The sequence below is a fragment of the Catellatospora sichuanensis genome, from assembly GCF_007483665.1.
GTDB lineage: Bacteria > Actinomycetota > Actinomycetes > Mycobacteriales > Micromonosporaceae > Catellatospora > Catellatospora sichuanensis.
This window is the reverse complement of sequence record NZ_VIQO01000002.1, coordinates 168,055-191,762: the sequence shown is the minus strand read 5'-3', so window position 1 is coordinate 191,762 and position 23,708 is coordinate 168,055. Positions and strand designations below refer to the sequence as shown.

Below are 23,708 nucleotides of genomic sequence, written 5' to 3'. Positions count from 1 at the left end.
GTGGTTCCACTCGCCGCGGTGGCAGGCGCGCGAAGCAGAGGCCGACGCCGATCTCACGGCCGGGCGATACACCCGATACGGCAGTGACGAGGAGTTCCTCGCCGCACTGGACGACGCCTGATGCCGACACACGACCAACTGGACAGCTTCTTCCACGACTACAAGCGGCTGACCGAGGCCGAGAAGGCGCTCTTCCGCCAGGCCGTCGGAAGCTTCGTGGACGACCTGCGAACCGGGGAGTTCCGCAAAGGGCCGCGAGTGAAGAAGATGGCCGGCCACCCCGACATCTGGGAGCTGACCTGGGCACCGGACGGCCGCGCCACCTTCCAGTACGGCGCGGAGCTGCCCGAGCAGCCGGGTCCCCACATCATCTGGCGCCGCATCGGCTCCCACGACATCTTCGGTCGGCCGTGACCGGCACCCCCCATGATCACCCGACTTGCCGGGCAGGCGTGCGTATCTTGAGCGCGGATACGCCCACTCGCCTGGCAAATCCGCTGATCATGGGGCTGAACGGTGTCGGATACGCCACAGCGTCGTTACTTGCGAAATAGTTGAACTTTCACCAAAGTTGGTGACAGGTGGCTGACAGAGCCAGACCGACTTCGGAGGAAACACAATGTCGCTCGTTCTCGACAACCACGCGCAGGAGCTGCTGTTCCGTAGCGCACGCACCGCCAACACCTTCACCGACGAGCCGGTGACCGGCGAGCAGGTGCGGGCGATCTACGACCTGGTCAAGTACGCGCCGACCTCGCTCAACATGCAGCCGCTGCGGGTGGTGCTGGTGCGCTCCGAGCAGGCCCGTGAGCGCCTGGTCGAGCAGATGGCCGACGGCAACAAGGCGAAGACCGGCGCGGCGCCGCTGGTCGCGATCCTCGCCGCCGACACCAATTTCCACGACAAGTTCGACCGCACCTTCCCGCACGCCCCCGGCGTGCGGGACTGGTTCACCGGTGACGACACGGCCCGCGCCCACACGGCGCAGTTCAACGCCGCGCTGCAGGTGGGCTACTTCATCCTGGGCGTACGCGCGGCCGGGCTGGCCGCCGGCCCGATGACCGGCTTCGACGCGACCGGCATCGAGAAGGAGTTCTTCGCCGACGGCGAGCACAAGGTGCTGGCCGTGGTGAACATCGGCAAGCCCGGCGAGGGCGCGTGGTTCGACCGCAACCCGCGGCTCGACTACGACGATGTCGTAACGACTGCCTGACAAGAGACGATGAGAGGTGGGGACGCCTGTCCCCACCCCTCTAGGGTGGGTTCATGGTGACCATCGCGACGCAGACGAAAGAGGTCTCCTGGTTGAACGGCCAGGAGCAGGAGGCGTGGCGCAGTTTCATCCTCACCGCCAAGCTCGTGCTGGCCGAGCTCGAGCGCGGGATGGCACAGCACGACCTCTCGGGGACCGACTACGGGGTGCTGGTGTCCCTGTCCGAGGCGCCCGAGCGGCGCCTGCGCATGTCGGAGCTGGCACAGGCGATGCTGCTGGAGAAGAGCCGGCTGTCACACCAGATCACCCGGATGGAGCGCGCCGGGCTGGTGCGCCGGCAGAGCTGCCCGTCCGACCGGCGGGGGCAGTTCGCCGTGCTCACCGACGAGGGGTGGGAGACGATCCAGCGGGTCGCGCCGCATCACGTCGAGCTGGTGCGCTCGATCTTCATCGACCGGTTGACCCCGCCGCAGCTGGTGCAGCTGACGGAGTTGTTCACCCCGCTGCACACCTCGATGCGGGAGCAGTGCCCGAAGGACGAGGACTGAAATATGCGTCGCCCGCTACGCGGCCTTGATCGGCGTCATCCTCCGCTCCGCTGCGGATGACATCGAGCGGCCGCTCCGACGGGCTCCTGGGGACTCAGAGGTCCTGGATGATGCGCAAGGCCCGGCCGACCTTGCGCATCGTGTCGGTGTCGACGACGTCCACCATGTCGGTGAACCACTTCTTCATGGGTGACGACACCCGGTCGGGCATGATGATCAGCTCGCCCATCGGCACCGCCAGCGGCGAGTCGCGGAGTTCGTCCTCCTCGACGACCTCCGCGACGATGACGATCGGCACATCGGTGCTGTTGTACACATCCGAGCTGATGACCAGGCCGAGCCTTTCCCGGGCCCCGTCGATACGCCAGATCTCGCCTCTACGCAGCACGCCGCCCCCGTCCTGACAGTTCCAGGCGTACCAATTCGACTTCGCGCTCATCGTCCAGCGCGTTCTTCTCCAGCCGGTCGGTGCCCGCCCGGCGCACCACGTCGGCATGCGCGGTGAACAACTCCCTGAGGGCCTTCTCCCGCGCGGCTTGATCCATCCAAGCCGACAGCGACAGCCCGTCGCGCTCGGCGTACCGGCGCGCTTCCTCAATCGTCTCGTCCGTGAAGGACAGCGTCACTTTGGCAGTCATGCCGATTAGATTACGCCCGGTGTGACCACGAGTCATCCTGTTCTTCATGTCAGTTGCGTGAGTGAAAATGGCCCGTTCTGAGCACTTTCACGCACTGTGACGTCATCGTAACCGTAAGCGCCGGGATGGGATAATCGACCATTCGGACGATCATCGCCATCGCTGGACGGCCGAGCCCGTAAAACGCCCAGTCCTTCGCACCCTTCGGTGTGGGCACCGTCACCAACAGCGCTTTCGTGCAGGACGTGCGCCGCTCTTAGCAGGTTGGAAACACAAGGGACGTCGCAGCGAAACTCCCGGCCCGCAGGATTTCGCACATGACGCCATCGGCCCCACCCGCCACTCGAGTCACCGCCCTGCCGGTGCTCGGGTCCGCGCGTGAGGTCGCCACCCACTGCCCCTACTGCGCACTCCAGTGCGGCATGACGCTGCGCGAGACCCCGGAAGGGCGGGTCGAGGTCGCCGCCCGCGACTTCCCCACCAACCGAGGCGGGCTCTGCCAGAAGGGCTGGACCTCGGCCGAGCTGCTGGACCACCCGGAGCGGCTGACCACCCCGCTGATCAAGGGACAGCCCGCGACCTGGGACGAGGCGTACGACTTCATCGTCGACGGCATCCGCCGGGTGCAGGACGCGCACGGGCGCGACGCGGTCGCCGTGTTCGGCGGCGGCGGGCTCACCAACGAGAAGGCGTACACGCTGGGCAAGTTCGCCCGGGTCGCGCTGCGCACCGCCAACATCGACTACAACGGCCGCTTCTGCATGAGCTCGGCGGCGGCCGCCGGCAACCGGTCCTTCGGCATCGACCGCGGGCTGCCGTTCCCGATGGCCGACATCGCCGAGGCCGACACCCTGCTGCTGATCGGCGCGAACGTCGCGGAGACCATGCCGCCCTTCGCGCGCTACCTCACCGAGCAGCGCGAGCACGGTGGCACCCAGATCGTGGTGGACCCGCGGGCCACCCCGACCGCGCGCGCCGCCACCCTGCACCTGCAGCCCACCCCCGGCACCGATCTGGCGCTGGCCCTGGGCCTGCTGCACATCGTGGTCGCCGAGGGCCTGACCGACCCGGCCTACCTGGCCGAGCGCACCACCGGCTGGGACGCGGTCCGCAAGACCGTCGCCGGCTACTGGCCCGCCCGGGTGGAGTTGCTCACCGGAGTGCCCGTCGCCGACCTGGAGGCCACCGCGCGGACGCTGGCCGCCGCCGACCGCGCGATCATCCTGACCGCCCGCGGCGCCGAGCAGCACGCCAAGGGCGTCGACACGGTCACCGCTTTCATCAACCTGGCGCTGGCGCTCGGCCTGCCGGGACGCCCCGGCTCCGGCTACGGCTGCCTCACCGGGCAGGGCAACGGCCAGGGCGGCCGCGAGCACGGGCAGAAGGCCGACCAGCTGCCGGGATACCGGAAGATCGACGACCCGGCCGCGCGGGCGCACGTCGCCGCCGTGTGGGGCGTCGACCCGGACAGCCTGCCCGGTCCCGGCCTGTCCGCGTACGAGCTGCTCGACGCGCTCGGGCAACCCGGCGGACCGAAGGCGATGCTGGTGTTCGGCTCCAACCCGGTGGTCTCCGCGCCCCGCGCGGCCCGCATCACCGAGCGGCTGAAGTCGCTGGACCTGCTGGTCGTCTGCGATTTCGTGCTCAGTGAGACCGCCGCGATCGCCGATGTGGTGCTTCCCGTGGCACAGTGGGCCGAGGAAGACGGAACCATGACCAATCTGGAGGGCCGGGTGCTGCGGCGCCGGGCTCTCCGCAAGCCACCGCCAGGGACAGGGACGGATCTGGCGGTGATGGCCGAGCTGGCCTTCCGGCTCGGCCGAACCGGGGACGGTCGCTCCGTCGCCGGTGGCGAGCGGTCCGGCGGTTTCTCCGCCGATCCGTACGCCGTCTTCGAGGAGCTGCGGCGGGCCACCGCCGGCGGGGTGGCCGATTACGCAGGCGTCACGTGGGAGCGGGTGGACGCCGAGAACGGCGTTTTCTGGCCGTGCCCCGCGGCGGACCGGGCAGGCACGCCGCGGCTCTTCGAAGAAGGCTTCCCGACCCCGGACGGTCGCGCCCGCATGGTCGCGGTGGAGCACCGGCCGGTGGCCGAGGAGATCGACGCCGAGTACCCGCTCTACCTCACCACGGGGCGGGTCCTGGCGCAGTACCAGTCCGGCGCGCAGACCCGCCGCATCGCGGCGCTGCCCGGCGGGCCGTTCGTCGAGCTGCACCCGGATCTGGCCGAGCGGCTCGGCATCGACGACGGCGACACGGTGCGGGTGCTCAGCCGCCGCGGCGAGATGATCGCGCCCGCCCGCGTCGTCACCACGATCCGACCCGACACCCTCTTCGCGCCCTTCCATTACTCCGGCACGGGCCGGGCCAACTCGCTCACCGGTGACGCGTTGGACCCGATCTCACGGATGCCGGAGTTCAAGGTCTGTGCCGTACGAATCGAGCCGGTGACACCATGAACCCTGGCAACACCTCGCGGCATGGCACGGCCATGCCGCCCGCCGACCGACCCCGCACCTCCCCCAACCACGTGATCGTCATCGGGTACGGCATGGCCGGCGCCCGGCTGGCGACGGAACTGTCCGCCGCCTCCGGCGTCGAGGTCACCGTGCTCGGCGCCGAGCCGCACCGCGCCTACAACCGCATCCTGCTGTCCAGCGTGCTGGCCGGCAAGCACGGCGAAGCCGACATCACGCTGACCGAGGCCGCCGGGCACGGGGTGAAGACCCGGACCGGGGTCGCCGTCACCGCCATCGACCGCGCCGCCCGCACCATCACCCTCGACGACGGCGAGGAACTCGGCTACGACCACCTGGTGCTGGCCACCGGGTCGCAGGCGATCGCGCCGCCGATCCCGGGACTGGAGCAGCCGCACCCGCGTGTCGCCACGTTCCGGACGCTGGAGGACTGCCGGCGCATCCTCGACGCCGCCCAGGGCGCGCGCACCGCGCTCGTGCTCGGCGGCGGGCTGCTCGGCCTCGAGGCCGCCCGCGGGCTGGCCGGACGCGGGCTGGCCGTCGAGGTCGTGCACGGCGTGGGCCACCTGATGGAGCGCCAGCTCGACCAGGGTGCCAGCGCGGTGCTGGTGCGCACCCTCGCCGAGCTGGGCGTGGCCGTGCACCTGGCGTCGTCGGCGACCGGGGTGAGCGCCGACGACGACGGTGTGACGCTGCGTCTGAACGACCGCAACCTGCGCGCCGACCTGCTGGTGCTGGCCTGCGGGGTGCGCGCCGAGACCGGCCTGGCCCGCGCGGCGGGGCTGCGCGTGGAGCGCGGCATCGTCGTCGACGAGTGCCTGGCCACCTCCGACCGGCGCATCTCGGCCATCGGCGACTGCGCGCAGTTCGGCGAGGTCGTCGGCGGGCTGGTCGCCCCGGCCTGGGAGCAGGCCAGGGTGCTGGCCGCCCGGCTCACCGGCGCCGACCCCGACGCGGTGTACGTGCCCAGCTCGCCGGTCACCCGGCTCAAGGCCTCCGGCATCGACCTCGCCGCGATGGGCAGCCTGCAACCCGACCCCGCCTGCGAGGACGTCAGCTTCGCCGACCCGGCCCGGGGCACGTACGCCCGCCTGGTCATCCGCGACGACCGGCTGACCGGCGCGGTGATGCTGGGCGACAACCCCAGCGTCGGCCAGGTCATCCAGCTCTTCGACCGCAAGGGCCTGGTGCCGCGCGACCGGCGTGCGCTCCTGCTCGGGCGGTCGCTGGGCGGCGTGGAGGCGCCGGTCGCCACGACCACGCCCGCGCTCATGCCCGACAACGCCACCGTGTGCCAGTGCAACACGGTCACCAAGGGCGCGCTGGTGCGCTGCTGGCGCTCCGGCGCCCGCTCGCTCGACGACGTCGTCGCCCGTACTCGCGCCACCACCGGCTGCGGCAGCTGCAAGGACGCGGTTGACGGCATCGTCGGGTGGCTGTCCACCTCAGACAGTGTGGGGGTGTCCTGATCATGAGCGAACGCAGTGAGCTCATCATGAGGCCGGAAAATGCCGGAGCCGAGCGCAGCGAGGTGAGGGCATGACGAAGAAGCTGGTCGTTGCCGGGTACGGCATGGTGGCGCAGCGCTTCCTGGAGGCGTTCGCGGAGCGGGCCGATCCCGGCTGGTCGGTGACCGTGCTGGCCGAGGAGGACCGCCCGGCGTACGACCGGGTGCGGCTGTCGGCCTGGTTCGACGACTACGACGCCGGTGCGCTGCACCTGGGCGGGGCACCCGACGGGGTCGCGGTGCGACTGAACGAGGCCGTCACCGGGATCGACCGCGACCGCAGGGTCGTGCACAGTGCGTCCGGCGAGACGCCGTACGACGCGCTGGTGCTGGCCACCGGCTCGCGGGCGTTCGTGCCGCCGATCGCGGGCAGCGATCTGCCCGGCGTCTTCGTCTACCGCACCCTCGACGACCTCGCGGCGCTGAAGGAGTGGGCGACCGCCGGCGGGCGCCGGATCGGCGCGGTGCTCGGCGGCGGCCTGCTCGGCCTGGAGGCCGCGAACGCGCTGAAGATGCTCGGCATCACCACGCACGTCGTCGAGTTCGCGCCGCGGCTGATGCCGCTGCAGGTGGACGAGGGCGGCGGCGCGGTGCTGAAGCGGCACATCGAGGCGCTGGGCGTCACCGTGCACACCGGCCGCGGCTGCGCAGGCCTGGAGGGCGACGCGGGCGGCGTGCACCGGATGCTGTTCAACGACGGCGGCTCGCTGGACGTGGACGTGGTCGTGGTCGCCGCGGGCATCCGGCCCCGCGACGAGCTGGCCGAGCCGGCCGGGCTGGTGCGCGGCCCGCGCGGCGGCTTCGTGGTCGACGCCGCGTGCGCGACCGCCGACCCGGCCGTGTGGGCCATCGGCGAGTGCGCGGCGCTGTCCCTCGACGAGACCGACGGGGTCTGCTACGGCCTGGTCGCGCCCGGCTACGCGATGGCCGAGGTGGTCGCCGACCGGCTGACCGGCGGCGAGGCGACGATGGCCCGCCCCGACACCTCCACCAAGCTGAAGCTGCTCGGGGTGGACGTGGCCAGCTTCGGCGCCCCGTTCGCCGACGGGCTCGACGTGGTCGTCACCGACCAGGTCACCGGCGTGTACGCCAAGCTGCTGCTCACCGACGACGCGAAGACGCTGCTCGGCGGCATCCTGGTGGGCGACGCGAGCGCGTACCCGACGCTGCGGGCCTCGCTCGGCGGGCCGCTGCCCGCGCCGCCGCTGGCGCTGCTCGCCCCGGCCGGGGACGGGTCGGCGAAGGCCGAACTGCCCGGCACGGCGCAGGTGTGCTCCTGCCACGCGGTGACCAAGGACCACGTCACGGACGCGATCGCCGGCGGCTGCACCGACGTGCCGGGCCTGAAGACGTGCACCAAGGCGGGCACCGGCTGCGGGTCGTGCATTCCGCTGCTCAAGCAGCTGCTCGCCGCGGGTGGGGTGGTGCAGTCCAAGGCGCTGTGCGAGCACTTCACGTACTCGCGCCAGGAGCTGTTCGACATCATCCGGGTACGCAACATCCGCTCCTTCACCGAGCTGGTCGGCGGGTACGGCACCGGCCGCGGCTGCGACATCTGCAAGCCCGCGATCGCGTCGATCCTGGCCGCCGTCAACAACGGCTACATCCTCGACGGCGAGGAAGCCGCGCTGCAGGACACCAACGACCACTTCCTCGCCAACATCCAGCGCGACGGGACCTACTCGGTGGTGCCGCGCATCCCCGGCGGCGAGATCACCCCGGAGAAGCTGATCGTGATCGGCGAGGTGGCCCGCGACTTCGGGCTCTACACGAAGATCACGGGTGGCCAGCGCATCGACCTGTTCGGCGCGCGGGTCGAGCAGCTGCCGCAGATCTGGCACCGGCTGGTGGACGCGGGCTTCGAGTCCGGACACGCGTACGGCAAGGCGCTGCGCACGGTGAAGAGCTGTGTCGGCGAGACCTGGTGCCGGTACGGCGTGCAGGACTCCGTCGGCCTGGCCATCGAGCTGGAGCTGCGCTACCGGGGCCTGCGCGCCCCGCACAAGCTCAAGTCCGCGGTCAGCGGCTGCGCCCGCGAGTGCGCCGAGGCGCGCAGCAAGGACTTCGGCATCATCGCCACCGAGAAGGGCTGGAACCTGTACGTCGCCGGCAACGGCGGATTCCGGCCCCGGCACGCGGACCTGTTCCTCACCGACGTCAGCACCGAGGAGCTGATCCGCACCATCGACCGGTTCCTCATGTACTACGTCCGCACCGCCGACCGGCTGCAGCGCACCGCCGCCTGGCTGGAGGCGATGGAGGGCGGTCTCGACCACCTGCGCGCCGTCATCGTCGACGACGCGCTGGGACTGTGCGAGGAACTCGACGCGCAGATGGCCCGCCACGTCGGGTCATACGCCGACGAGTGGCAGGCCACCCTGCAGGACCCGCAGCGCCTCGCACGCTTCGTCTCGTTCGTCAACGCGCCGGGCACACCCGACCCCGACATCAGCTTCGAGGTCGAACGCGGGCAGAAGATCCCTGCCCGTGGTCCGGTGCCGGTAACCCTGGGAGGTGCCCGATGACCACGGCGACCATGACCGTCACCTGGACGGCGATCTGCTCGTACGCCCGGCTGGAGGCCGAACGCGGCGTCGCCGCACTCGTCGACGGCGTCCAGATCGCGATCTTCCGTACCTTCTCCGGCGAGCTCTACGCCATCGGCAACCGCGACCCCATCGCGGGCGCGCAGGTGATGTCGCGCGGCATCGTCGGCACCCGCGGGGACGCCCCCACCGTCGCGTCCCCGCTGCACAAGCAGGTGTACGACCTGCGTACCGGCGAGTGCCTGGACGTGAGCGGGGTGGCCGTGCCGACGTACCTCATCCGCTGCAACGGGGACACGGTCGAAGTGGCTGTGGAAAGACCATGACCGCACCCGGCGAGGTCATGAGTGGGCTCAGCCGTGCCGTTCTCGGCACGGCTGAGCGTGGGCGTGCCATGACCGCGCACAGCGAGGTCGTCGAGGAGCCGGGCCACGACCGGCTCGTCCCGGCAGGAAAGGCCCGATCATGACCGAACTCGCGGGTTTCACCGTCGGGGTCACCGCCGACCGGCGGCGCGACGAGCTGGCCGCGCTGCTCGAGCGGCGCGGCGCGCGGGTCGTCATCGCCCCCGCGCTGCGTATCGTGCCGCTCCACGACGACTCCCAGCTGCGCGAGGCCACCCGGCGCTGCCTGGACACGCCACCCGACGTGGTCGTCGCCAACACCGGCATCGGCATGCGCGGCTGGCTGGAGGCCGCCGAGGGCTGGGGCCTGGCCGACCCGCTGCGCGCGGTGCTGGCCGAGGCGTACATCGTGGCCCGCGGCCCGAAGGCACGCGGCGCGGTGCGCGCGGCGGGCCTGCACGACCAGTGGTCACCGGACTCGGAAAGCTGCGACGAGTGCCTGGCCCACCTGCTCAAGCGCGGCGTGGGCGGGCAGACGGTGGCCGTGCAGCTGCACGGCGACCAGCAGCCGGAGTTCTGCGCCTCGCTGCGGGCCGCCGGCGCCGAAGTCATCGAGGTGCCGGTCTACCGCTGGGCGCCGCCGCTGGACTCGGCGCCGCTGCACCGGCTGGTCGACCTCGTGTCCAACCGCCTGGTCGACGCCATCACCTTCACCTCGGCCCCGGCCGTCGGCGCGCTGCTGGCAGCCGCCGGGCCGGGCGGAGACGCGGTCCTGGAGGCGCTGCGGGCCGACGTGGTCGCCGCGTGCGTGGGGCCGGTGACGGCCGCCCCGCTGATCCGGCACGGTATCCCGGTCATCGCCCCGGCGCGGGCCCGGCTGGGCGCGCTGGTCCGCGCGATCGCCGACGAACTGCCCCGGCGGGCGGTCACCCTGCAGGTCGCCGAGCACCAGCTGACCCTGCGCGGCCACGCGGCGATGGTGGACGGCGAGCTGCGCCCGCTGGCCCCGGCCCCGATGGCGGTGCTGCGGGCGCTGGCCGCCATGCCGGGCAAGGTGCGCTCGCGGGCCTCGCTGCTGCCCGCGCTGCCGCGCGGCGCCGACGAGCATGCCGTCGAGATGGCCGTGGCCCGGCTGCGGGCCGGTCTCGGCGATCCCGCGTTCGTCCAGACGGTGGTCAAACGTGGCTACCGACTGCCGGTGGACTGAAACCGCCAACGGACGTATGGTCCCCGCGTGATGCGTTTCTGGGGAAGGCTGCTGGCAGCGGCGTTCGGCATGGCGGCGCTGGTCGGGGCCGCCCAGTTCGGCGTCGTTTATGGACTCGACGTGCTCCGGCTGGACCGCGAGTTCACCGCGGGCACCGACAACGACTGGAACCTGCAGCTCACCTGGGTGGTGTGGTTCACCATCGTGGCCGTGGCCGGCGGGGCGACCTTCGCGGCCGGGCTGGCCCTGCGGGACCGCCGGCGCATCGGCGCGTCCGTGCGGATCGGGACCGCCCTGGCCGCGGCGCTGGGCGCGGCGGCGGCCGCCTTCCCGATGACACTGCAACCGGTGCAGTACGCCCGGCTCAGCGCGACGTTCGACCCGGAGCTGACCGCCGCCATCGCGGTGACCGCCGGAGTCGTCGCGGGCCTGTTCACGGCGCTGCTGGCGGTGGGCCGGATCCCGCTCGCCGCCAACCTGTGGACCTGCACCGGCGCGGTGTGGCTGCTGGCGATCCTGTCCTACCTGGACACCACCGAGTTCGGCCGCAACCGCGACGCGATGGGCGCGTACTACGACCCGATGCGGCTGGGCGTGCTCGACGTCAGCGGCCTGCAGCCGATCCCCCGGGCGTCGTTCTCGATGCCCGTCATCGCCCTGCTGGTGGGGCTGGCCTGCGCCCTGATCGCCCGGCACGCGGGCCGGTCGCGGCTGCTGATCGCGCTGTCGGGGGCGGTCGGGCCGCTGCCGGTCGCGATGGCGTACGTCATCGGCGGCCCCGGCATCTCCCGCGCCCTCACCGACCAGGCCGACGCCTACCTCGGCGCGATGATCGCCGTAGTGGTCGGCCTGATCGCCTCCTCCATCGTCGCCCTGGCCCCCCGCCGCCCCGGCGTCCTCTAACCCCCACCCCGCGGCGCGCCCCCGCGGCCCGCCCCGCTCCTCGCGCAACTTTTAAAGACTCGCGGCCTCACACCACTCGTGAGGCCGCGAGTCTTTAAAAGTTGCGACAAAGGGGGTCAGGCGAGGGGGAGGTAGACCTGGCCGCCGGAGGCGACGAATTCGGCGGACTTGTCGGCCATGCCCTTGGCGGCGTACTCCTTCAGTTCCTGGCTGATGCGCATGGAGCAGAACTTCGGGCCGCACATGGAGCAGAAGTGCGCGGTCTTCGCGGCGGCCGCGGGCAGCGTCTCGTCGTGATAGGAGCGCGCCGTCTCCGGGTCCAGGGACAGGTTGAACTGGTCCTCCCAGCGGAACTCGAAGCGCGCCTTGGACAGCGCGTCGTCCCACGCCTGCGCGCCGGGGTGCCCCTTGGCCAGGTCGGCGGCGTGCGCCGCGATCTTGTACGCGATCACCCCGGCCTTGACGTCGTCGCGGTTCGGCAGCCCCAGGTGCTCCTTGGGCGTGACGTAGCAGAGCATCGCGGTGCCGTACATGCCGATCATCGCGGCGCCGATGGCGCTGGTGATGTGGTCGTAGGCCGGGGCGATGTCGGTGGTCAGCGGGCCGAGCGTGTAGAAGGGCGCCTCGTGGCACACCTCCTGCTGCAGGTCCACGTTCTCCTTGATCTTGTGCATGGGCACGTGTCCCGGACCCTCGACCATCACCTGCACGTCGTGCCGCCAAGCGATCTCGGTGAGCTCGCCGAGCGTACGCAGCTCGCCGAACTGCGCCTCGTCGTTGGCGTCGGCGATCGAGCCGGGGCGCAGCCCGTCGCCGAGGGAGAAGGTGATGTCGTACTTCGCGAAGATCTCGCAGAGCTCTTCGAAGTTCGTGTAGAGGAAGTTCTCCTGGTGCTTGGCCAGGCACCAGGCCGCCATGATGGAGCCGCCACGGGACACGATGCCGGTTACCCGGTCCGCCGCCAGCGGCACGTAGCGCAGCAGCACGCCCGCGTGCACGGTCATGTAGTCCACGCCCTGCTCGGCCTGCTCGACGATGGTCTCGCGGTAGATCTCCCAGGTCAGCTTGAGCGGGTCGCCCTTGACCTTCTCCAGCGCCTGGTAGATCGGCACGGTGCCGATCGGCACCGCCGAGTTGCGCATGATCGATTCTCGGGTCTCGTGGATGCGCGGGCCGGTGGACAGGTCCATCACCGTGTCGGCGCCCCAGCGGGTGGCCCAGGTCAGCTTCTCCACCTCCTCCGCCACGTCGGAGGTGACCGCGGAGGTGCCGATGTTGGCGTTGACCTTCACCAGGAACGCCTTACCGATGATCATCGGCTCGACCTCGGGGTGGTTGACGTTCGCGGGGAGCACGGCCCGGCCGGCCGCGATCTCGTCCCGCACCAGCTCGGGGGCGACGCCCTCGCGCAGGGCCACGAACTCCATCTCCGGCGTGGTGATCCCGGCCCGGGCGCAGCCCAGCTGGGTCACCGGTGCGCCGTGGAGCTTTCGGTCGGCCACCCAGTCCGCTCGCGGCAGGCGGTCGAAGACCCCCGGGCCGGACGTGTCGTAGAGACGGACCGGGGTGCTGCCGTCGGTCAGGTCGACCTCGGCGAACGGCACCTGGATGTCGGGGCGGGACCCCGGCACGTAGACCTTGCGCCTCATGCTGCCTCCTTGTGCTACAGGCGGGGAAAATGGTTCAGCGGACCGGCTCCGCTGCCGAGCCGCCAGTCCAGCGCCGCCAGCAGCGCCGAACGGACATAGCGGTTCGCGTAGGCGATCGAGTCGTCGATCGGGTAGCCGTGCGCCAGCCGGGCTGCGATCGCCGCCGAGAAGGTGCAGCCCGTGCCGTGGTCGTTGGGGGTCTCCACGCGCGGCGAGCGCAGAAAACGCGCCCCGTTGGCGGTCCACACCGCGTCCACGACCTCGGGACCGCCCAGGTCGCCGCCGGTCACCACGACGCACGCCGGGCCGTGCGAGGCGATCTGCGCCGCCGCGCCCGCCATGTCCGCCGGGGTGCTGACCTGCCAGCCGACCAGCGCCGAAGCCTCGTCGATGTTGGGCGTCACCACGGTCGCGTACGGCAGCAGCCGCTCGATCGCGCTGACCACGCCGAGCCGCCGCCCCGTCGACGCGGTCAGCACCGGGTCCAGCACCATCTTCGGCAGCTCGCCGTTGCGCGCCCGGGCCCGGATGGTCGCCGCGATCTCCCCGCTGGCCACCATGCCGACCTTCACGGCCGCCACCGGCATGTCGTCGAGGATCGCGCCGAGCTGCGCGGCGACCACGGTGGGCGGCATCGGGTGCACGTCCGTGATCACTTTGGTGTTCTGCGAGGTAACCGCGGTGATGACGCTCGCGCCGTAGCAGTCGAGCGCCGCGAAGGTCTTCAGATCCGCCTGGATGCCCGCGCCGCCGCTGCTGTCCGACCCGGCGATGGTGAGCGCCAGACGGGGGGTGGTGGTCATGGCGTACCCCCGGGGCACCCGGCGACGGCAGGACGGTGTGGGCACCCGTTTCGTGCGATGTGTTCGCTCATGTCTTCTCCTCGCTGCGCTCGTCGGCGGCATCGCCGAGTCTGCTGATCAGCTCGCGGCGCTCGCTCATGCCAGCACTCTCCCGCCGTCGCGGGATGATCCGTCGCACACGCCGTCCCACGCGGCGCGCAGCCGTGCGTACACCGATGCGGGGTCGGCGGCCCGCATCACCGCGCCCATCACCGCGACGCCGGCGACCCCGGTGGCGCGGCACGCCGCGGCCTGCTCGGGTGTCTCGACCCCGCCCAGCGCCAGCACCGGACGGCCCGCGCGGGCGGCCAGGCGGCGCAGCCCGGAGGGTTCCAGCGGCGGGCCGTAGCCGGGCTTGCTCCGGCTCGGGTACACCGGCGACAGGGTCACGTAGTCCTCGGTGGACAGCCGGTCGAGCTCCGCCCCGTCGTGGCATGAGCGGCCCAGCAGCCGCGGCCGCCCCAGCGGCGCGACCGCGCCCGCGCGCAGATGCAGCGCTTCGCCGTCGAGGGTGTCCTGACCGGCCACGATGAGCAGCCCGCCGACCGGGCGCAGCAGCCCGCGCAGCGCCACCGCCAGCCGCAGTCGCTGCACACGCGGCAGATCCTTCTCCCGCAGCAGCACGATCCGCGCGCCTGCGGTGACGGCCGCGGCGACCACGTCCGACAGCGGCCGGGCCGCCTGGCGGCGATCGGTCACCACGACCACCCCGCCCACCGTCCCGGGACCACCGCCGGTGAGCGTGACGCCGCCCGGCGCGGACTCCCCCGTCACCTCGCCCGGCCGGGCGGCGCCACGGGTCTGTCCACGCCCCGGCGGTGCCACCGGGGCTCCGGGGCGTTCCGGCAGCGCGCCGGAACGTCGCCCGGTCACCATGTCGGGAGCCCTTCGGCAGGCGTGGAGGCGAGCGCGTGGCGGCGCACCGGGATGCGACCGGCCTGCGACGCGAGGCGTCCCGCGATGACCGCGTGCCGCATCGCGGTGGACATCGCCACCGGATCGGCGGCCCGGGTCACCGCGCTGGCCAGCAGCACCGCGTCGCAGCCCAGCTCCATGGCGCGGGCGGCGTCGCTGGCGGTGCCGATCCCGGCGTCGAGGATGACCGGGCAGCGTACGGCCTCCCGGATGAGCTGGATGTGGTGCGGATTCGAGATGCCCAGGCCCGACCCGATCGGCGCGCCCGCGGGCATCACCGCGGCGCAGCCCAGGTCGGCCAGCCGCCGGGCCAGCACCGGATCGTCGGTGGTGTACGGCAGCACGGTGAACCCGTCGTCGACCAGCCGCTCGGCCGCCCGCAGCAGCTCGACGGCGTCGGGCAGCAGCGTGCGCTCGTCCCCGATCACCTCCAGCTTGATCCAGTCGGTGTCGAACGCGTCGCGGGCCAGGTGCGCGGTGCGCACCGCGTCGGCGGCCGTGTAGCAGCCCGCCGTGTTGGGCAGCAGCCGTACGCCGCAGCGCTCCAGCACGTCGAGCAGCCCCGCCGGGGTGTTCGGGTCGACGCGCCGCAGCGCGACGGTGACCAGCTCGGTGCCGCCCGCCAGCAGCGCCTGTTCCAGCGACTGCAGGCTGCTCGCCCCGCCGGTGCCGAGGATGAGCCGGGAGCCGAACTCCACACCCCCGAGGACGAACCTGTCGTCCATGCCGCTCAGCCGCCCTGCGCCGCGGTGAGGACCTCGACCCGGTCTCCGTCGAGCAGCCGGTGCGCGGGCCAGTCGGCGCGGCGTACCACCTCGCCGTTGACCGCGACCGCGACGCCGCGGGACGGCACGTCGAGGACGGCCAGCAGGTCGGCGACGGTCTCGCCGCGCCTGGTGGGACGGGGCGTGTCGTTCACGACCACGGTGATCATCCGATACCTCCGGCGGTCAGGCGGGCAGGGGTGAAGGGCTCCCACAGCGGGGGCAGCGCACCGCCGTCGACCAGGTCGGCGACGGCTGACGCGGTGTACGGGGCGGCCAGCACGCCGTGCCGGTAGTGGCCCGTGGCGACCAGCACACCCGGTGCCAGCTCGCCCACGATCGGTCCGTTGTCGGCGGTGCCGGGGCGCTGCCCGACCGACACCTCGACCAGCGCGTGCTCGGCCAGCTCCGGCACCAGGTCGGTGGCGGCCCGCAGCAGGTCGCGTACGCCGCCCGCGGTGGCGTGGCCGTCGGCCCGTTCCTCGACCGTCGCCCCGACCAGCACCTCGCCGTCGCGGCGGGGCACCAGGTAGACGGCCTTGCCGTCGGCGTACCCGCGGATGACGTGGCGCGGCGCGGCCTGGCCGCGCAGCCGCAGGACCGCGCCCTGCACCGGCCGCACCGGCAGCCCGCCCAGCGCGGCGCTGGCGCAGCCCGCAGCGAGCACGACCACATCGGCATCCAGCTCGGACAGGTGTCGTACGGCCTCCCGGCGCACCGGGACCAGCTCGCGCAGCGCGGCCACCACCCGACGCGGGTCCACCTGGTGGTCGGACTCGACGAGCACACCCCGCGCCCGCGGGTGCAGCAGCGGCTCGCGCTCGCGCAACCGGTCGCCGTCGAGCGCGACCACGTCCGCGCCCAGTGCCCGCTGGTGCGTCCACAGCCGACGCAGCTCGGCGAGATCGTCGGCGGTCAGCCCGACCTGCAGCGTGCCCTCGGTCCGGTGCCCCAGCTCGTGCCCGCTGGCCGCCGCCAGCTCCGCCGCGTACGCGGGCCAGCGCCGGGCGCACTCCAGCAGCAACTCGGTCAGCTCCCGCTCGCCGAAGTACGACTCCCCGACCGGGGCCAGCATGCCCGCGGCGACGTGCGACGCGCCGCGGCCGGGATCGGGGTCGTGCACGGTGACGGTGTGCCCGCGCCGGGCGCACTCCCAGGCGACGCTGAGCCCGATGATGCCGCCACCGACGACTGATACGGAAAGGGGTGCCACCGCGGCCTCCTCCCTGCGCCGGCATTACCCGGATCAGGTTCTACGGTCGGGAGCGAGAATCAGCTCCCCTCTCAGCCCGGTTCACCGGGCTCCCGTGGGGTTCTTGGTTCAATGTGGTTCACGTGTTACGTAGGTGTTGCCGTCCGTGACGACTGCCGGGAGCGTAACCCCGTCCGCACCCCGAGGCAACCCACACCTCGCCCACCGCGACCCTCGCCACACTCCCCGCCGACCCAACCCGCGCCACTGTGGGCTGGTGAGCGCGAAGGCCTGAGGGCATTGCAGTTTCGGGGAAACTGTCGCTTTGAGACACCGCGATTCGGCAGCTTCCCCGAAACTGCGTGCGATCGAGGCCCGGCGGCCCGGTCAGGGGGAGTCCGGGGCGTGGGGTGGGTCAGGAGGCGACGGCGGTGAGCAGGTCGGCGACGGCTTGGGTGGGGTCGGCGGCGTCGGAGACCGCACCGATGACGGCGACGCCGTGGGCTCCGGCGGCCAGCAGCTCGGGCACGCGGGAGGCCGTGATGCCGCCGATCGCGATGATCGGGGTGCCCGCGCACTGTCGTGCCACCGCGCGCAGGCCTTCCGGGCCGATCGACACGGGCAGGCTGTCCTTCGTGGACGTCGCGTAGCAGGGGCCGACACCCAGGTAGTCCGCCCCGTCGCCGACCGCGCGCAAGGCGGTCGCGGGCAGGCGGGAGGTCGCGCCGAGCACCGCGGCCGGGCCGAGCAGCCGCCGGGCCGCCGACACCGGCAGGTCGTCCGCACCCACGTGGCCACCGGCGGCTCCCGTGGCGAGCGCGACATGCAGCCGGTCGTTGACCAGCACCGGAACCCCGACCGGGCGGCACAGCGCGACGATCTGACTGGCAAGTTCGTACGCGAGCCGGTCGGTCCAGTCGTCCGCCGGCCGGAACTGGATGACCAGGTCCGCCGTGGCCACGCGCAACGCGGCCCGCACCAGCGCGACCGGGTCCCGGCCGGGCCTGCCGTCGGTGATCAGATGGAGTCTCCCCAGCGCCATGGGCATACCCTATCGATTCTCATCGGTGAATGCGCTGCGCCCTCCCGTGACAGGCGCCGTCTACATCGCCTCATCCAGAACCCTGATTCTGTGAAAAGTCTTTACAGTTACCTTGACTTGGTATGAGAACCCGCCTCGCCCTCGTCGCCCTCATCCTGGGCAGCACCGCGGCCGTCGCCTCCACTCCAGCTCAGGCCGCACCCGCACCCGCCGAAGGCGCCGCGGCCGCGGCCGCCGGATACGTCAAGGTCGGCTACTTCGTCCAGTGGGGCATCTACCGCCGCAACTTCCTGGTGAAGAACCTGCACACCTCCGGGATGGCCGCGAAACTGACACACATCAACTACGCGTTCGCCAACGTCGGCGCCGACGGCCGCTGCTTCGAGGCGAACGAGGCGGGCGTCGGCGACGCCTGGGCCGACTACCAGAAGCGGTTCAAGTCGGGCGAGTCCGTCGACGGCGTCGGGGACGTGGTGAGCCAGCCGCTGGCCGGCAACTTCCACCAGCTGCGCAAGCTCAAGGCGATGTACCCGCACCTGAAGATCCAGCTGTCGCTGGGCGGCTGGACCTGGTCCAAGTACTTCTCCGACGCCGCGCTCACCCCGGCCTCGCGCCAGGCGATGGTCGCCAGCTGCATCGACATGTTCATCAAGGGCAACCTGCCCTTCATCGGCACCTCGCCGCACGGCGGCGCGGGCAGCGCGGCCGGCGTGTTCGACGGGTTCGACCTGGACTGGGAGTGGCCCGCGTCCGAGGGCAACACCGGCAACGTGGTGCGGCCCGAGGACAAGCACAACTACACGCTGCTGGCCGCCGAGTTCCGCAGCCAGCTCGACGCGTACGGCGCCCAGGTCGGGCGGACCTACTCGCTCAGCGCGTTCCTGCCCGCGGACCCCGCGAAGATCAACGCGGGGATCGAGACGGCACCGCTGTTCTCCTACCTCGACTTCGCCACCGTGCAGGGATACGACCTGGTCGGCGCGTGGGACCCGGTCACCGGGCACCAGGCGAACCTCTACTCCACGCCGTCGTCGCCGTTCAGCGTGGACCTGGCCGTGGACACCTACCGCGCCCAGGGGGCACCGGCGAACAAGATCGTAGTCGGCATCCCGTACTACGGCCGCGGCTGGACCGGCGTCGGCAGCACCGCCAACGGCCTGTATCAGCCGGCGAGCGGCGCCGCTCGGGGCACCTACGAGGACGGCGTCGAAGACTACAAGAAGGTGATCGCCAAACAGGGCACGGTCTTCTACGACCCGGTCGCGGGCGCGTCCTGGAAGTACGGCGGCAGCGCCCTCTGGTCCTACGACACCCCGCAGGTCATCGCCCAGAAGACGGCGTACGTCAAAGCCAACGGGCTCGGCGGGACCATGGCCTGGTCCCTCGATGGCGACACCCCCACCGGCGAGCTCACCACCGCGATCCACAACGGCCTGAGCTGACCCGCGGCAGGGCGCAGCCCGCGCCGCGGCACCGGGCACCGGGCGCCGTGCCCGGTGCCGCGGCCTACCGGTCGCACCCGCCACGTTCCGCCGGCTGCGACATACCCCTCGGTTGACTTTGCTCTGCACCCATTCGCTTGCTCTGCACCCGCCGGCGCAACGGAACGCGCGGCCGTTGCGCCGGTGGGTGCAGAGCAAAGCTTTGGGTGCAGAGCAAAGTCACTCGGCAGGTATGTCCCAGCTGCAGAAACCTGACCCGGGCAAGGAGTTGTGCACAGGGCGGTCTATCGGGGCGTGGTGCCGTTCGGGGTGAACGGCGCGCCGTGGCCGGGGACCACGCGATCGGCCGCGGCCAGGACCCGTTCGCGGCTGGCGCGCAGCTGAGCACGGTCCGGCGCGACCGGGTCGTCGGCCGGCCCGTCCGCCCGCCACCACAGGTCGCCGGCGAGCGCCACGACGCCCTCCGGCGTGCCGACGAGCAGGGTGATGTCCTCATGGCTGTGGCCCGGCGTGCTGATCAGCCGTACCGAGTCCGAGAACGCGTAGCCCTCGGCGTCCCGGTCGGTCCACTCGTGACCCCGGTAGATCGCCTTGTGGTCGTGCATACGCGCCGCGGTGAACAGCCCGGCGTTGAGGACGTTGTCCGGGTGGTGGTGGCTGAGCACGACGTCGGTGACGTCCGACGGCGTCAGCCCGAGTGCGGCGAGCGCGTCGGGGATGACCGAGGCGTGCGCGACCATGCCCGGGTCGAACACGATGCGCAGGTCGCCGTCGATTACCAGGGAGACGGTCGCGGCCACGCCGGGGCCGGTCGAAGTGGTGTATCCGGTGGCCAGGATGTGGAGGGCGGCGGCACGGCCGTGGGGTGCGTCGTTCATATGATCATCGTCGCGGGTGATGCCGATCATGACGAGTGGCACGGATGCCACCGATCGCCGGAAACGTGCCATCATCGCGGGCATGGCATTCCGGTCGGTGGCGGCGTACGCGCCCGAGGGCGTGGCGGCGTTCGCACTCGGCCTCGTCGGCGAGGTCTTCACCGGCCGCTTCGATTTCGCCGTCTGCACCGACCGGCCCGGCCCGGTGCGCACCGACCTCGGACTCGAGGTCCAGGTGGACGCCGGGCTCGCCCGGCTGGCCACCGCTGACCTGGTGCTGGCGCTGCCGGGCGGCCGCTTCCGGGAGCCCCCGCCCGCGGCGGCGTTGACCGCGTTCCAGGCCGCATACGCCCGCGGCACGATCGTCGCGGGCCACTGCGTCGGGGCGTACACGCTGGCCGAGGCGGGCCTGCTCGACGGACGGCGGGCGACCACGCACTGGCGGTTCGCCGCCGACTTCGCCGCCCGGTATCCGGCGGTGCGCCTGGCCTCCGACGTCCTCTACGTGGACGAGGGCCCGGTCGTCACCGGCGCGGGCGCGGCGGCCGGTTTGGACATGTGCCTGCACCTGGTCCGCCGGGAGCACGGTGCGGCGGCCGCGAACGACATCGCCCGGGACCTGGTGATCCCACCGCACCGCGAGGGCGGTCAGGCGCAGTACGTGGCGGCGCCCGTCCCCGACGGCGCGCAGGATCTGCGCCTCGGCGCGGTGCTGGCGTGGGCCCGGGACAACCTGCACCGCCCGATCACCGTCGACGAGCTGGCCGCACGTGCGCTGGCCAGCCGGCGCACCTTCCTGCGCCGGTTCGCCGACGCCACCGGCTCCACGCCCCACGCCTGGCTGCTGGCGCAGCGGCTCAACAGCGCCGAAGAGCTGCTGGAGGCCACCGACCTGCCGGTCGAGGAGGTGGCCCGGCGGGTCGGCTTCAGCTCCGCCGGCATCCTGCGCGAGCACTTCACCCGCCGCCGCGGCGTCCCCCCGCGCACCTACCGCCGCGCCTTCCACCTCGCCCCGCGCTGACCCCCGGGTAAGGGGGATCAGCGCACGTCCCAGACGGGCTCGGGAGTCTCCACCACCTCGTTGTCGGCCTGGAACAGCAGGAAGCGGTCGAAGCTGCGGGCGAACCAGCGGTCGTGGGTGACCGCGACGACGGTGCCCTCGAAGCCGAGCAGGCCCTGTTCCAGGGCTTCGGCACTGGCCAGGTCGAGGTTGTCGGTGGGCTCGTCGAGCAGCAGCAGGGTGATGCCGCTCAGCTCCAGCAGCAGCACCAGGAAGCGGGCCTGCTGGCCGCCGGAGAGCGTGCCGAAGCGCTGCTCGGCCTGTTTGGCCAGCTCGTAGCGATCGAGCACCTTGTACGCGGCCTCGCGGGCCAGCGACGGCCGATGCGTGTCGCCGCGCCACAGGATGTCGAGCAGCTCCCTGCCGGCCAGGTCGGGCCGGTCGTGGGTCTGCGAGAAGTGGCCGGGCACGACCCGGGCGCCGAGGCGTACGACGCCGGTGTGCTTGACCTTCGCGTGGGTCGCACCGTCGGCCGAACGCCCGGAGTCCTCGCCGCCGTGCGCCTGCTGCGCCAGCAGGCGCAGGAAGTGGGACTTGCCGGTGCCGTTCGCGCCGAGCACCGCCAGCCGGTCGCCGTACCAGAGTTCCAGGTCGAACGGGAAGGTCAGGTTCTCCAGCTCCAGCTGCTCGCAGATGACCGCGCGCTTGCCGGTGCGGGAGCCCTTGAGCCGCATCTGGATCTGCTGGTCCTTGGGCGGCAGCGGCGGTGGGCCGGCCTCCTCGAACTTGCGCAGCCGGGTCTGCGCGGCCTGGTATCGCGAGGCCAGGCCGTCGTTGTAGGCCGCTTTCTGCTTGTACATCAGCATCAGCGTGCGCAGCTTCTCGTGCTCCTCGTCCCAGCGGCGGCGGCGCTCCTCCATGCTGTCGTGGCGGGCGACCCGCGCCTCGTGCCACGCCGCGAACGAGCCGACGTGCGTCCAGGCGCTGCCGCCCTCGACCGCGACCACCCGGTCAGCGGTCTGGTTGAGCAGCTCCCGGTCGTGCGAGACGTAGAGGACGGACTTCTTCGACTCACGCAGCCGCTGCTCCAGCCAGCGTTTGGCGGGCACGTCGAGGAAGTTGTCCGGCTCGTCGAGCAGCAGCACCTCGTCGGTGCCGCGCAGCAGCAGCTCCAGCGCGAAGCGTTTCTGCTGCCCGCCGGACAGGGTGCGCACCGGCCGGTCCCGGCACTCGTCCCAGGAAAGGTCCAGGATGAGCGTGGCCACGGTGTCGAAGAGCACCTCGGCCTCGTAGCCGCCGGCCTCGCCGAACGCCGACAGCGCCTCCGCGTAGCGCAGCTGCGCCTGCTGGGCGCTGCTGGTCAGCTTGCCGCGCGAATCCGCCACCCGCATGGCCTGCTCCGCCTTGACCAGGCGCGCACCAGCAGCCTGCAGGCGCGGCTCGACCAGCCCCAGCGCCATCTCGGCCAGCGTCATCTCGGCCCCGCCGGGCACCCCGGTCGCGGCCGAGGAGCCCAGCATGCCGATGAACTGGCGCATCACCCCGAGACCGCCCGAGCGCGCGATGCCGCCCGTGGTCACGGGCAGATCGCCGGAGACCATGCGCAGCAGCGTCGTCTTGCCCGCCCCGTTCGGGCCGACCAGCGCCACCTTGGCCCCTTCGCCGACGCGGAACGACACGTCGGAGAAGAGTTCGCGCCCATCCGGCAGCGTGTACGCCACGCCGGCCACATCCACGTATCCCACGCCGGAATAGTGCCTGATCAGGCAGGCCGAGGGCGAGTCACTTTCAACACCCGGAAACCCGACCCGCTGGCGTGCCGGTCGGCCTGCCAGCCCTGGGCGCCGAGCCACTGCTGCAGCGAGTCCGCACCCTTGTGCTTGGCGACGACCAGCCAGGCCGTGCCGTCCGGGGCGAGCCGCGGCAGCCAGCGCAGCAGCAGCTGGTGCAGCTCCTCCTTGCCCACCCGGATCGGCGGGTTGGACCAGATCTGCGCGAACTCGACCTCCGCCGGCACCCCGTCGGGCTCGGCGACGTGCACCCGGTCGGCCACCTTCAGCCGCTGCGCGTTCTCCTCGGTGAGGTCGCGGGCACGCGAGTTGACGTCGACGGCCCAGATCTCGGCGCGCGGGGCCCTGGTGGCCAGCACCATGGTGATCGGGCCGTACCCGCAGCCGAGGTCCAAGAATTTTCCGGCGGCTTCCGGCGTGGGCAGTTCGCCCTTTTTCAGCAGCACCGTCGTGCCGGGGTCGAGCCGTGTGGCAGAAAACACACCACCCGCTGCTACCAGGTCGTACTCCTGTCCCTCGATGGTGAAAACGACCTCGCGCGGGCGCGCCGACGCGCCCGGCTCCGCAGTGAAGTAATGCTCGCCCACCCGCATATTCTCCCCCGAACGGACGGACTCGACGGCCGCAGGGTTATTGGCGACTGTGTCGTCCATTACGCTGTGCGACATGGCTCACGGCTACGGCGCCGGTTCGGGGGACTGGCCGCCATCTTCCCGTCGTGACCCGCGCGACCGAGAGACGCCCGGTCCCCGCTTACCCGGGGATACGGGCGCCGGTCGGCACGGGTCACTACGCGACAGTGCCCATGACT

Annotated in this window: 24 protein-coding genes and 1 riboswitch; of the genes, 11 read left to right on the top strand and 13 right to left on the bottom strand. The window is 72.0% G+C overall.

What is annotated here, in order from left to right; genetic code table 11:
• Positions 1 to 120 precede the first annotated feature (120 nt).
• The 3 genes from FLL47_RS18555 (at position 121) to FLL47_RS18545 (ending at position 1,761) form a co-directional block, all read left to right on the top strand.
• Complete coding sequence (locus FLL47_RS18555; RefSeq protein WP_144121786.1) at positions 121 to 414, top strand: hypothetical protein; 294 nt, start codon at positions 121 to 123, stop codon at positions 412 to 414.
• 205 nt (positions 415 to 619) lie between these two features.
• Positions 620 to 1,213, top strand: coding sequence for a malonic semialdehyde reductase (locus tag FLL47_RS18550; protein ID WP_144121785.1), 594 nt, complete (start codon positions 620 to 622; stop codon positions 1,211 to 1,213).
• A 53-nt stretch (positions 1,214 to 1,266) separates the two neighbouring features.
• Entirely contained in the window at positions 1,267 to 1,761 is a 495-nt protein-coding gene (locus FLL47_RS18545; RefSeq protein ID WP_144121784.1) for a MarR family winged helix-turn-helix transcriptional regulator, read from the top strand.
• Positions 1,762 to 1,855: 94 nt separating this feature from the next.
• Here the strand turns inward: FLL47_RS18545 and FLL47_RS18540 are convergent, their stop codons facing one another.
• The 3 genes from FLL47_RS18540 to FLL47_RS45205 form a co-directional block, all read right to left on the bottom strand.
• The gene (locus tag FLL47_RS18540; RefSeq protein ID WP_186315787.1) at positions 1,856 to 2,200 is read right to left on the bottom strand and encodes a type II toxin-antitoxin system PemK/MazF family toxin; all 345 of its coding nucleotides are present in this window, start codon (positions 2,198 to 2,200) and stop codon (positions 1,856 to 1,858) included.
• Complete coding sequence (locus tag FLL47_RS18535) at positions 2,139 to 2,399, bottom strand: DUF6364 family protein (RefSeq protein ID WP_120317100.1); 261 nt, start codon at positions 2,397 to 2,399, stop codon at positions 2,139 to 2,141. Before FLL47_RS18535 ends, FLL47_RS18540 begins: the two co-directional genes overlap by 62 nt.
• 219 nt (positions 2,400 to 2,618) lie before the next feature.
• Positions 2,619 to 2,726, bottom strand: coding sequence for a hypothetical protein (locus FLL47_RS45205; RefSeq protein ID WP_222106111.1), 108 nt, complete (start codon positions 2,724 to 2,726; stop codon positions 2,619 to 2,621).
• Here FLL47_RS45205 and FLL47_RS18530 point away from each other — a divergent pair.
• The 6 genes from FLL47_RS18530 (at position 2,717) to FLL47_RS18505 (ending at position 11,383) form a co-directional block, all read left to right on the top strand.
• Positions 2,717 to 4,858 carry a molybdopterin oxidoreductase family protein gene (locus FLL47_RS18530; RefSeq protein ID WP_144121782.1) on the top strand — a complete coding sequence of 714 codons (2,142 nt, stop codon included), beginning with the start codon at positions 2,717 to 2,719 and terminating at the stop codon, positions 4,856 to 4,858. The two genes, FLL47_RS45205 and FLL47_RS18530, sit on opposite strands and share 10 nt — an antisense overlap.
• Positions 4,859 to 4,890: 32 nt before the next feature.
• Positions 4,891 to 6,345, top strand: a complete 1,455-nt coding sequence (locus FLL47_RS18525; RefSeq protein ID WP_144122042.1) for an FAD-dependent oxidoreductase — start codon at positions 4,891 to 4,893, stop codon at positions 6,343 to 6,345.
• A 70-nt stretch (positions 6,346 to 6,415) separates the two neighbouring features.
• Positions 6,416 to 8,908, top strand: coding sequence for a nitrite reductase large subunit NirB (gene nirB, locus FLL47_RS18520; protein ID WP_144121781.1), 2,493 nt, complete (start codon positions 6,416 to 6,418; stop codon positions 8,906 to 8,908).
• Positions 8,905 to 9,255, top strand: coding sequence for a nitrite reductase small subunit NirD (gene nirD, locus FLL47_RS18515; protein ID WP_144121780.1), 351 nt, complete (start codon positions 8,905 to 8,907; stop codon positions 9,253 to 9,255). Before nirB ends, nirD begins: the two co-directional genes overlap by 4 nt.
• A gap of 136 nt (positions 9,256 to 9,391) precedes the next feature.
• Positions 9,392 to 10,480: a uroporphyrinogen-III synthase gene (locus FLL47_RS18510; protein ID WP_144121779.1), complete on the top strand. Its 1,089-nt coding sequence runs from the start codon at positions 9,392 to 9,394 to the stop codon at positions 10,478 to 10,480.
• Between the two features lie 27 nt (positions 10,481 to 10,507).
• On the top strand, positions 10,508 to 11,383 hold the full coding sequence (locus FLL47_RS18505; protein WP_144121778.1) for a hypothetical protein: 876 nt from the start codon (positions 10,508 to 10,510) through the stop codon (positions 11,381 to 11,383).
• Positions 11,384 to 11,499: 116 nt separating this feature from the next.
• On the opposite strand, the gene thiC is transcribed toward FLL47_RS18505, so the two are convergent.
• From thiC to thiE, 7 genes are all read right to left on the bottom strand, one after another.
• The gene (gene thiC / locus FLL47_RS18500; protein WP_144121777.1) at positions 11,500 to 13,032 is read right to left on the bottom strand and encodes a phosphomethylpyrimidine synthase ThiC; all 1,533 of its coding nucleotides are present in this window, start codon (positions 13,030 to 13,032) and stop codon (positions 11,500 to 11,502) included.
• A 14-nt stretch (positions 13,033 to 13,046) separates the two neighbouring features.
• Positions 13,047 to 13,835, bottom strand: a complete 789-nt coding sequence (thiD, locus tag FLL47_RS18495; protein WP_144121776.1) for a bifunctional hydroxymethylpyrimidine kinase/phosphomethylpyrimidine kinase — start codon at positions 13,833 to 13,835, stop codon at positions 13,047 to 13,049.
• A gap of 135 nt (positions 13,836 to 13,970) precedes the next feature.
• Positions 13,971 to 14,750 (bottom strand): thiamine phosphate synthase, encoded by a 780-nt coding sequence (locus FLL47_RS18490; protein WP_144121775.1) that lies wholly within the window; start codon positions 14,748 to 14,750, stop codon positions 13,971 to 13,973.
• Positions 14,744 to 15,514: a thiazole synthase gene (locus FLL47_RS18485; protein ID WP_144121774.1), complete on the bottom strand. Its 771-nt coding sequence runs from the start codon at positions 15,512 to 15,514 to the stop codon at positions 14,744 to 14,746. Before FLL47_RS18485 ends, FLL47_RS18490 begins: the two co-directional genes overlap by 7 nt.
• Positions 15,515 to 15,519: 5 nt before the next feature.
• Positions 15,520 to 15,720 carry a sulfur carrier protein ThiS gene (gene thiS, locus FLL47_RS18480; RefSeq protein WP_425457730.1) on the bottom strand — a complete coding sequence of 67 codons (201 nt, stop codon included), beginning with the start codon at positions 15,718 to 15,720 and terminating at the stop codon, positions 15,520 to 15,522.
• Positions 15,720 to 16,766, bottom strand: coding sequence for a glycine oxidase ThiO (gene thiO / locus FLL47_RS18475; RefSeq protein ID WP_144121772.1), 1,047 nt, complete (start codon positions 16,764 to 16,766; stop codon positions 15,720 to 15,722). The genes thiS and thiO overlap by 1 nt, the downstream gene beginning before the upstream one ends.
• Positions 16,760 to 16,872, bottom strand: a riboswitch (TPP riboswitch). It overlaps the preceding gene by 7 nt.
• 288 nt (positions 16,873 to 17,160) lie before the next feature.
• Entirely contained in the window at positions 17,161 to 17,787 is a 627-nt protein-coding gene (gene thiE, locus FLL47_RS18470; RefSeq protein ID WP_246158182.1) for a thiamine phosphate synthase, read from the bottom strand.
• Positions 17,788 to 17,909: 122 nt separating this feature from the next.
• On the opposite strand from thiE, the gene FLL47_RS18465 reads away from it, so the two are divergent.
• Complete coding sequence (locus tag FLL47_RS18465; protein ID WP_144121770.1) at positions 17,910 to 19,229, top strand: glycoside hydrolase family 18 protein; 1,320 nt, start codon at positions 17,910 to 17,912, stop codon at positions 19,227 to 19,229.
• A 284-nt stretch (positions 19,230 to 19,513) separates the two neighbouring features.
• Here FLL47_RS18465 and FLL47_RS18460 read toward each other — a convergent pair whose 3' ends face one another.
• A complete protein-coding gene (locus tag FLL47_RS18460) occupies positions 19,514 to 20,107 on the bottom strand; it encodes an MBL fold metallo-hydrolase (RefSeq protein WP_144121769.1) in 594 nt (197 codons plus the stop codon).
• Positions 20,108 to 20,189: 82 nt separating this feature from the next.
• Between FLL47_RS18460 and FLL47_RS18455 the strand changes: the two genes are divergently transcribed.
• Entirely contained in the window at positions 20,190 to 21,128 is a 939-nt protein-coding gene (locus FLL47_RS18455) for a GlxA family transcriptional regulator (protein WP_144121768.1), read from the top strand.
• Positions 21,129 to 21,145: 17 nt separating this feature from the next.
• On the opposite strand, the gene FLL47_RS18450 is transcribed toward FLL47_RS18455, so the two are convergent.
• Both FLL47_RS18450 and FLL47_RS18445 read right to left on the bottom strand, forming a co-directional pair.
• Positions 21,146 to 22,852, bottom strand: coding sequence for an ABC-F family ATP-binding cassette domain-containing protein (locus FLL47_RS18450; RefSeq protein ID WP_144121767.1), 1,707 nt, complete (start codon positions 22,850 to 22,852; stop codon positions 21,146 to 21,148).
• A gap of 17 nt (positions 22,853 to 22,869) precedes the next feature.
• Positions 22,870 to 23,490, bottom strand: coding sequence for a class I SAM-dependent methyltransferase (locus FLL47_RS18445; RefSeq protein ID WP_144121766.1), 621 nt, complete (start codon positions 23,488 to 23,490; stop codon positions 22,870 to 22,872).
• Positions 23,491 to 23,708 lie beyond the last annotated feature (218 nt).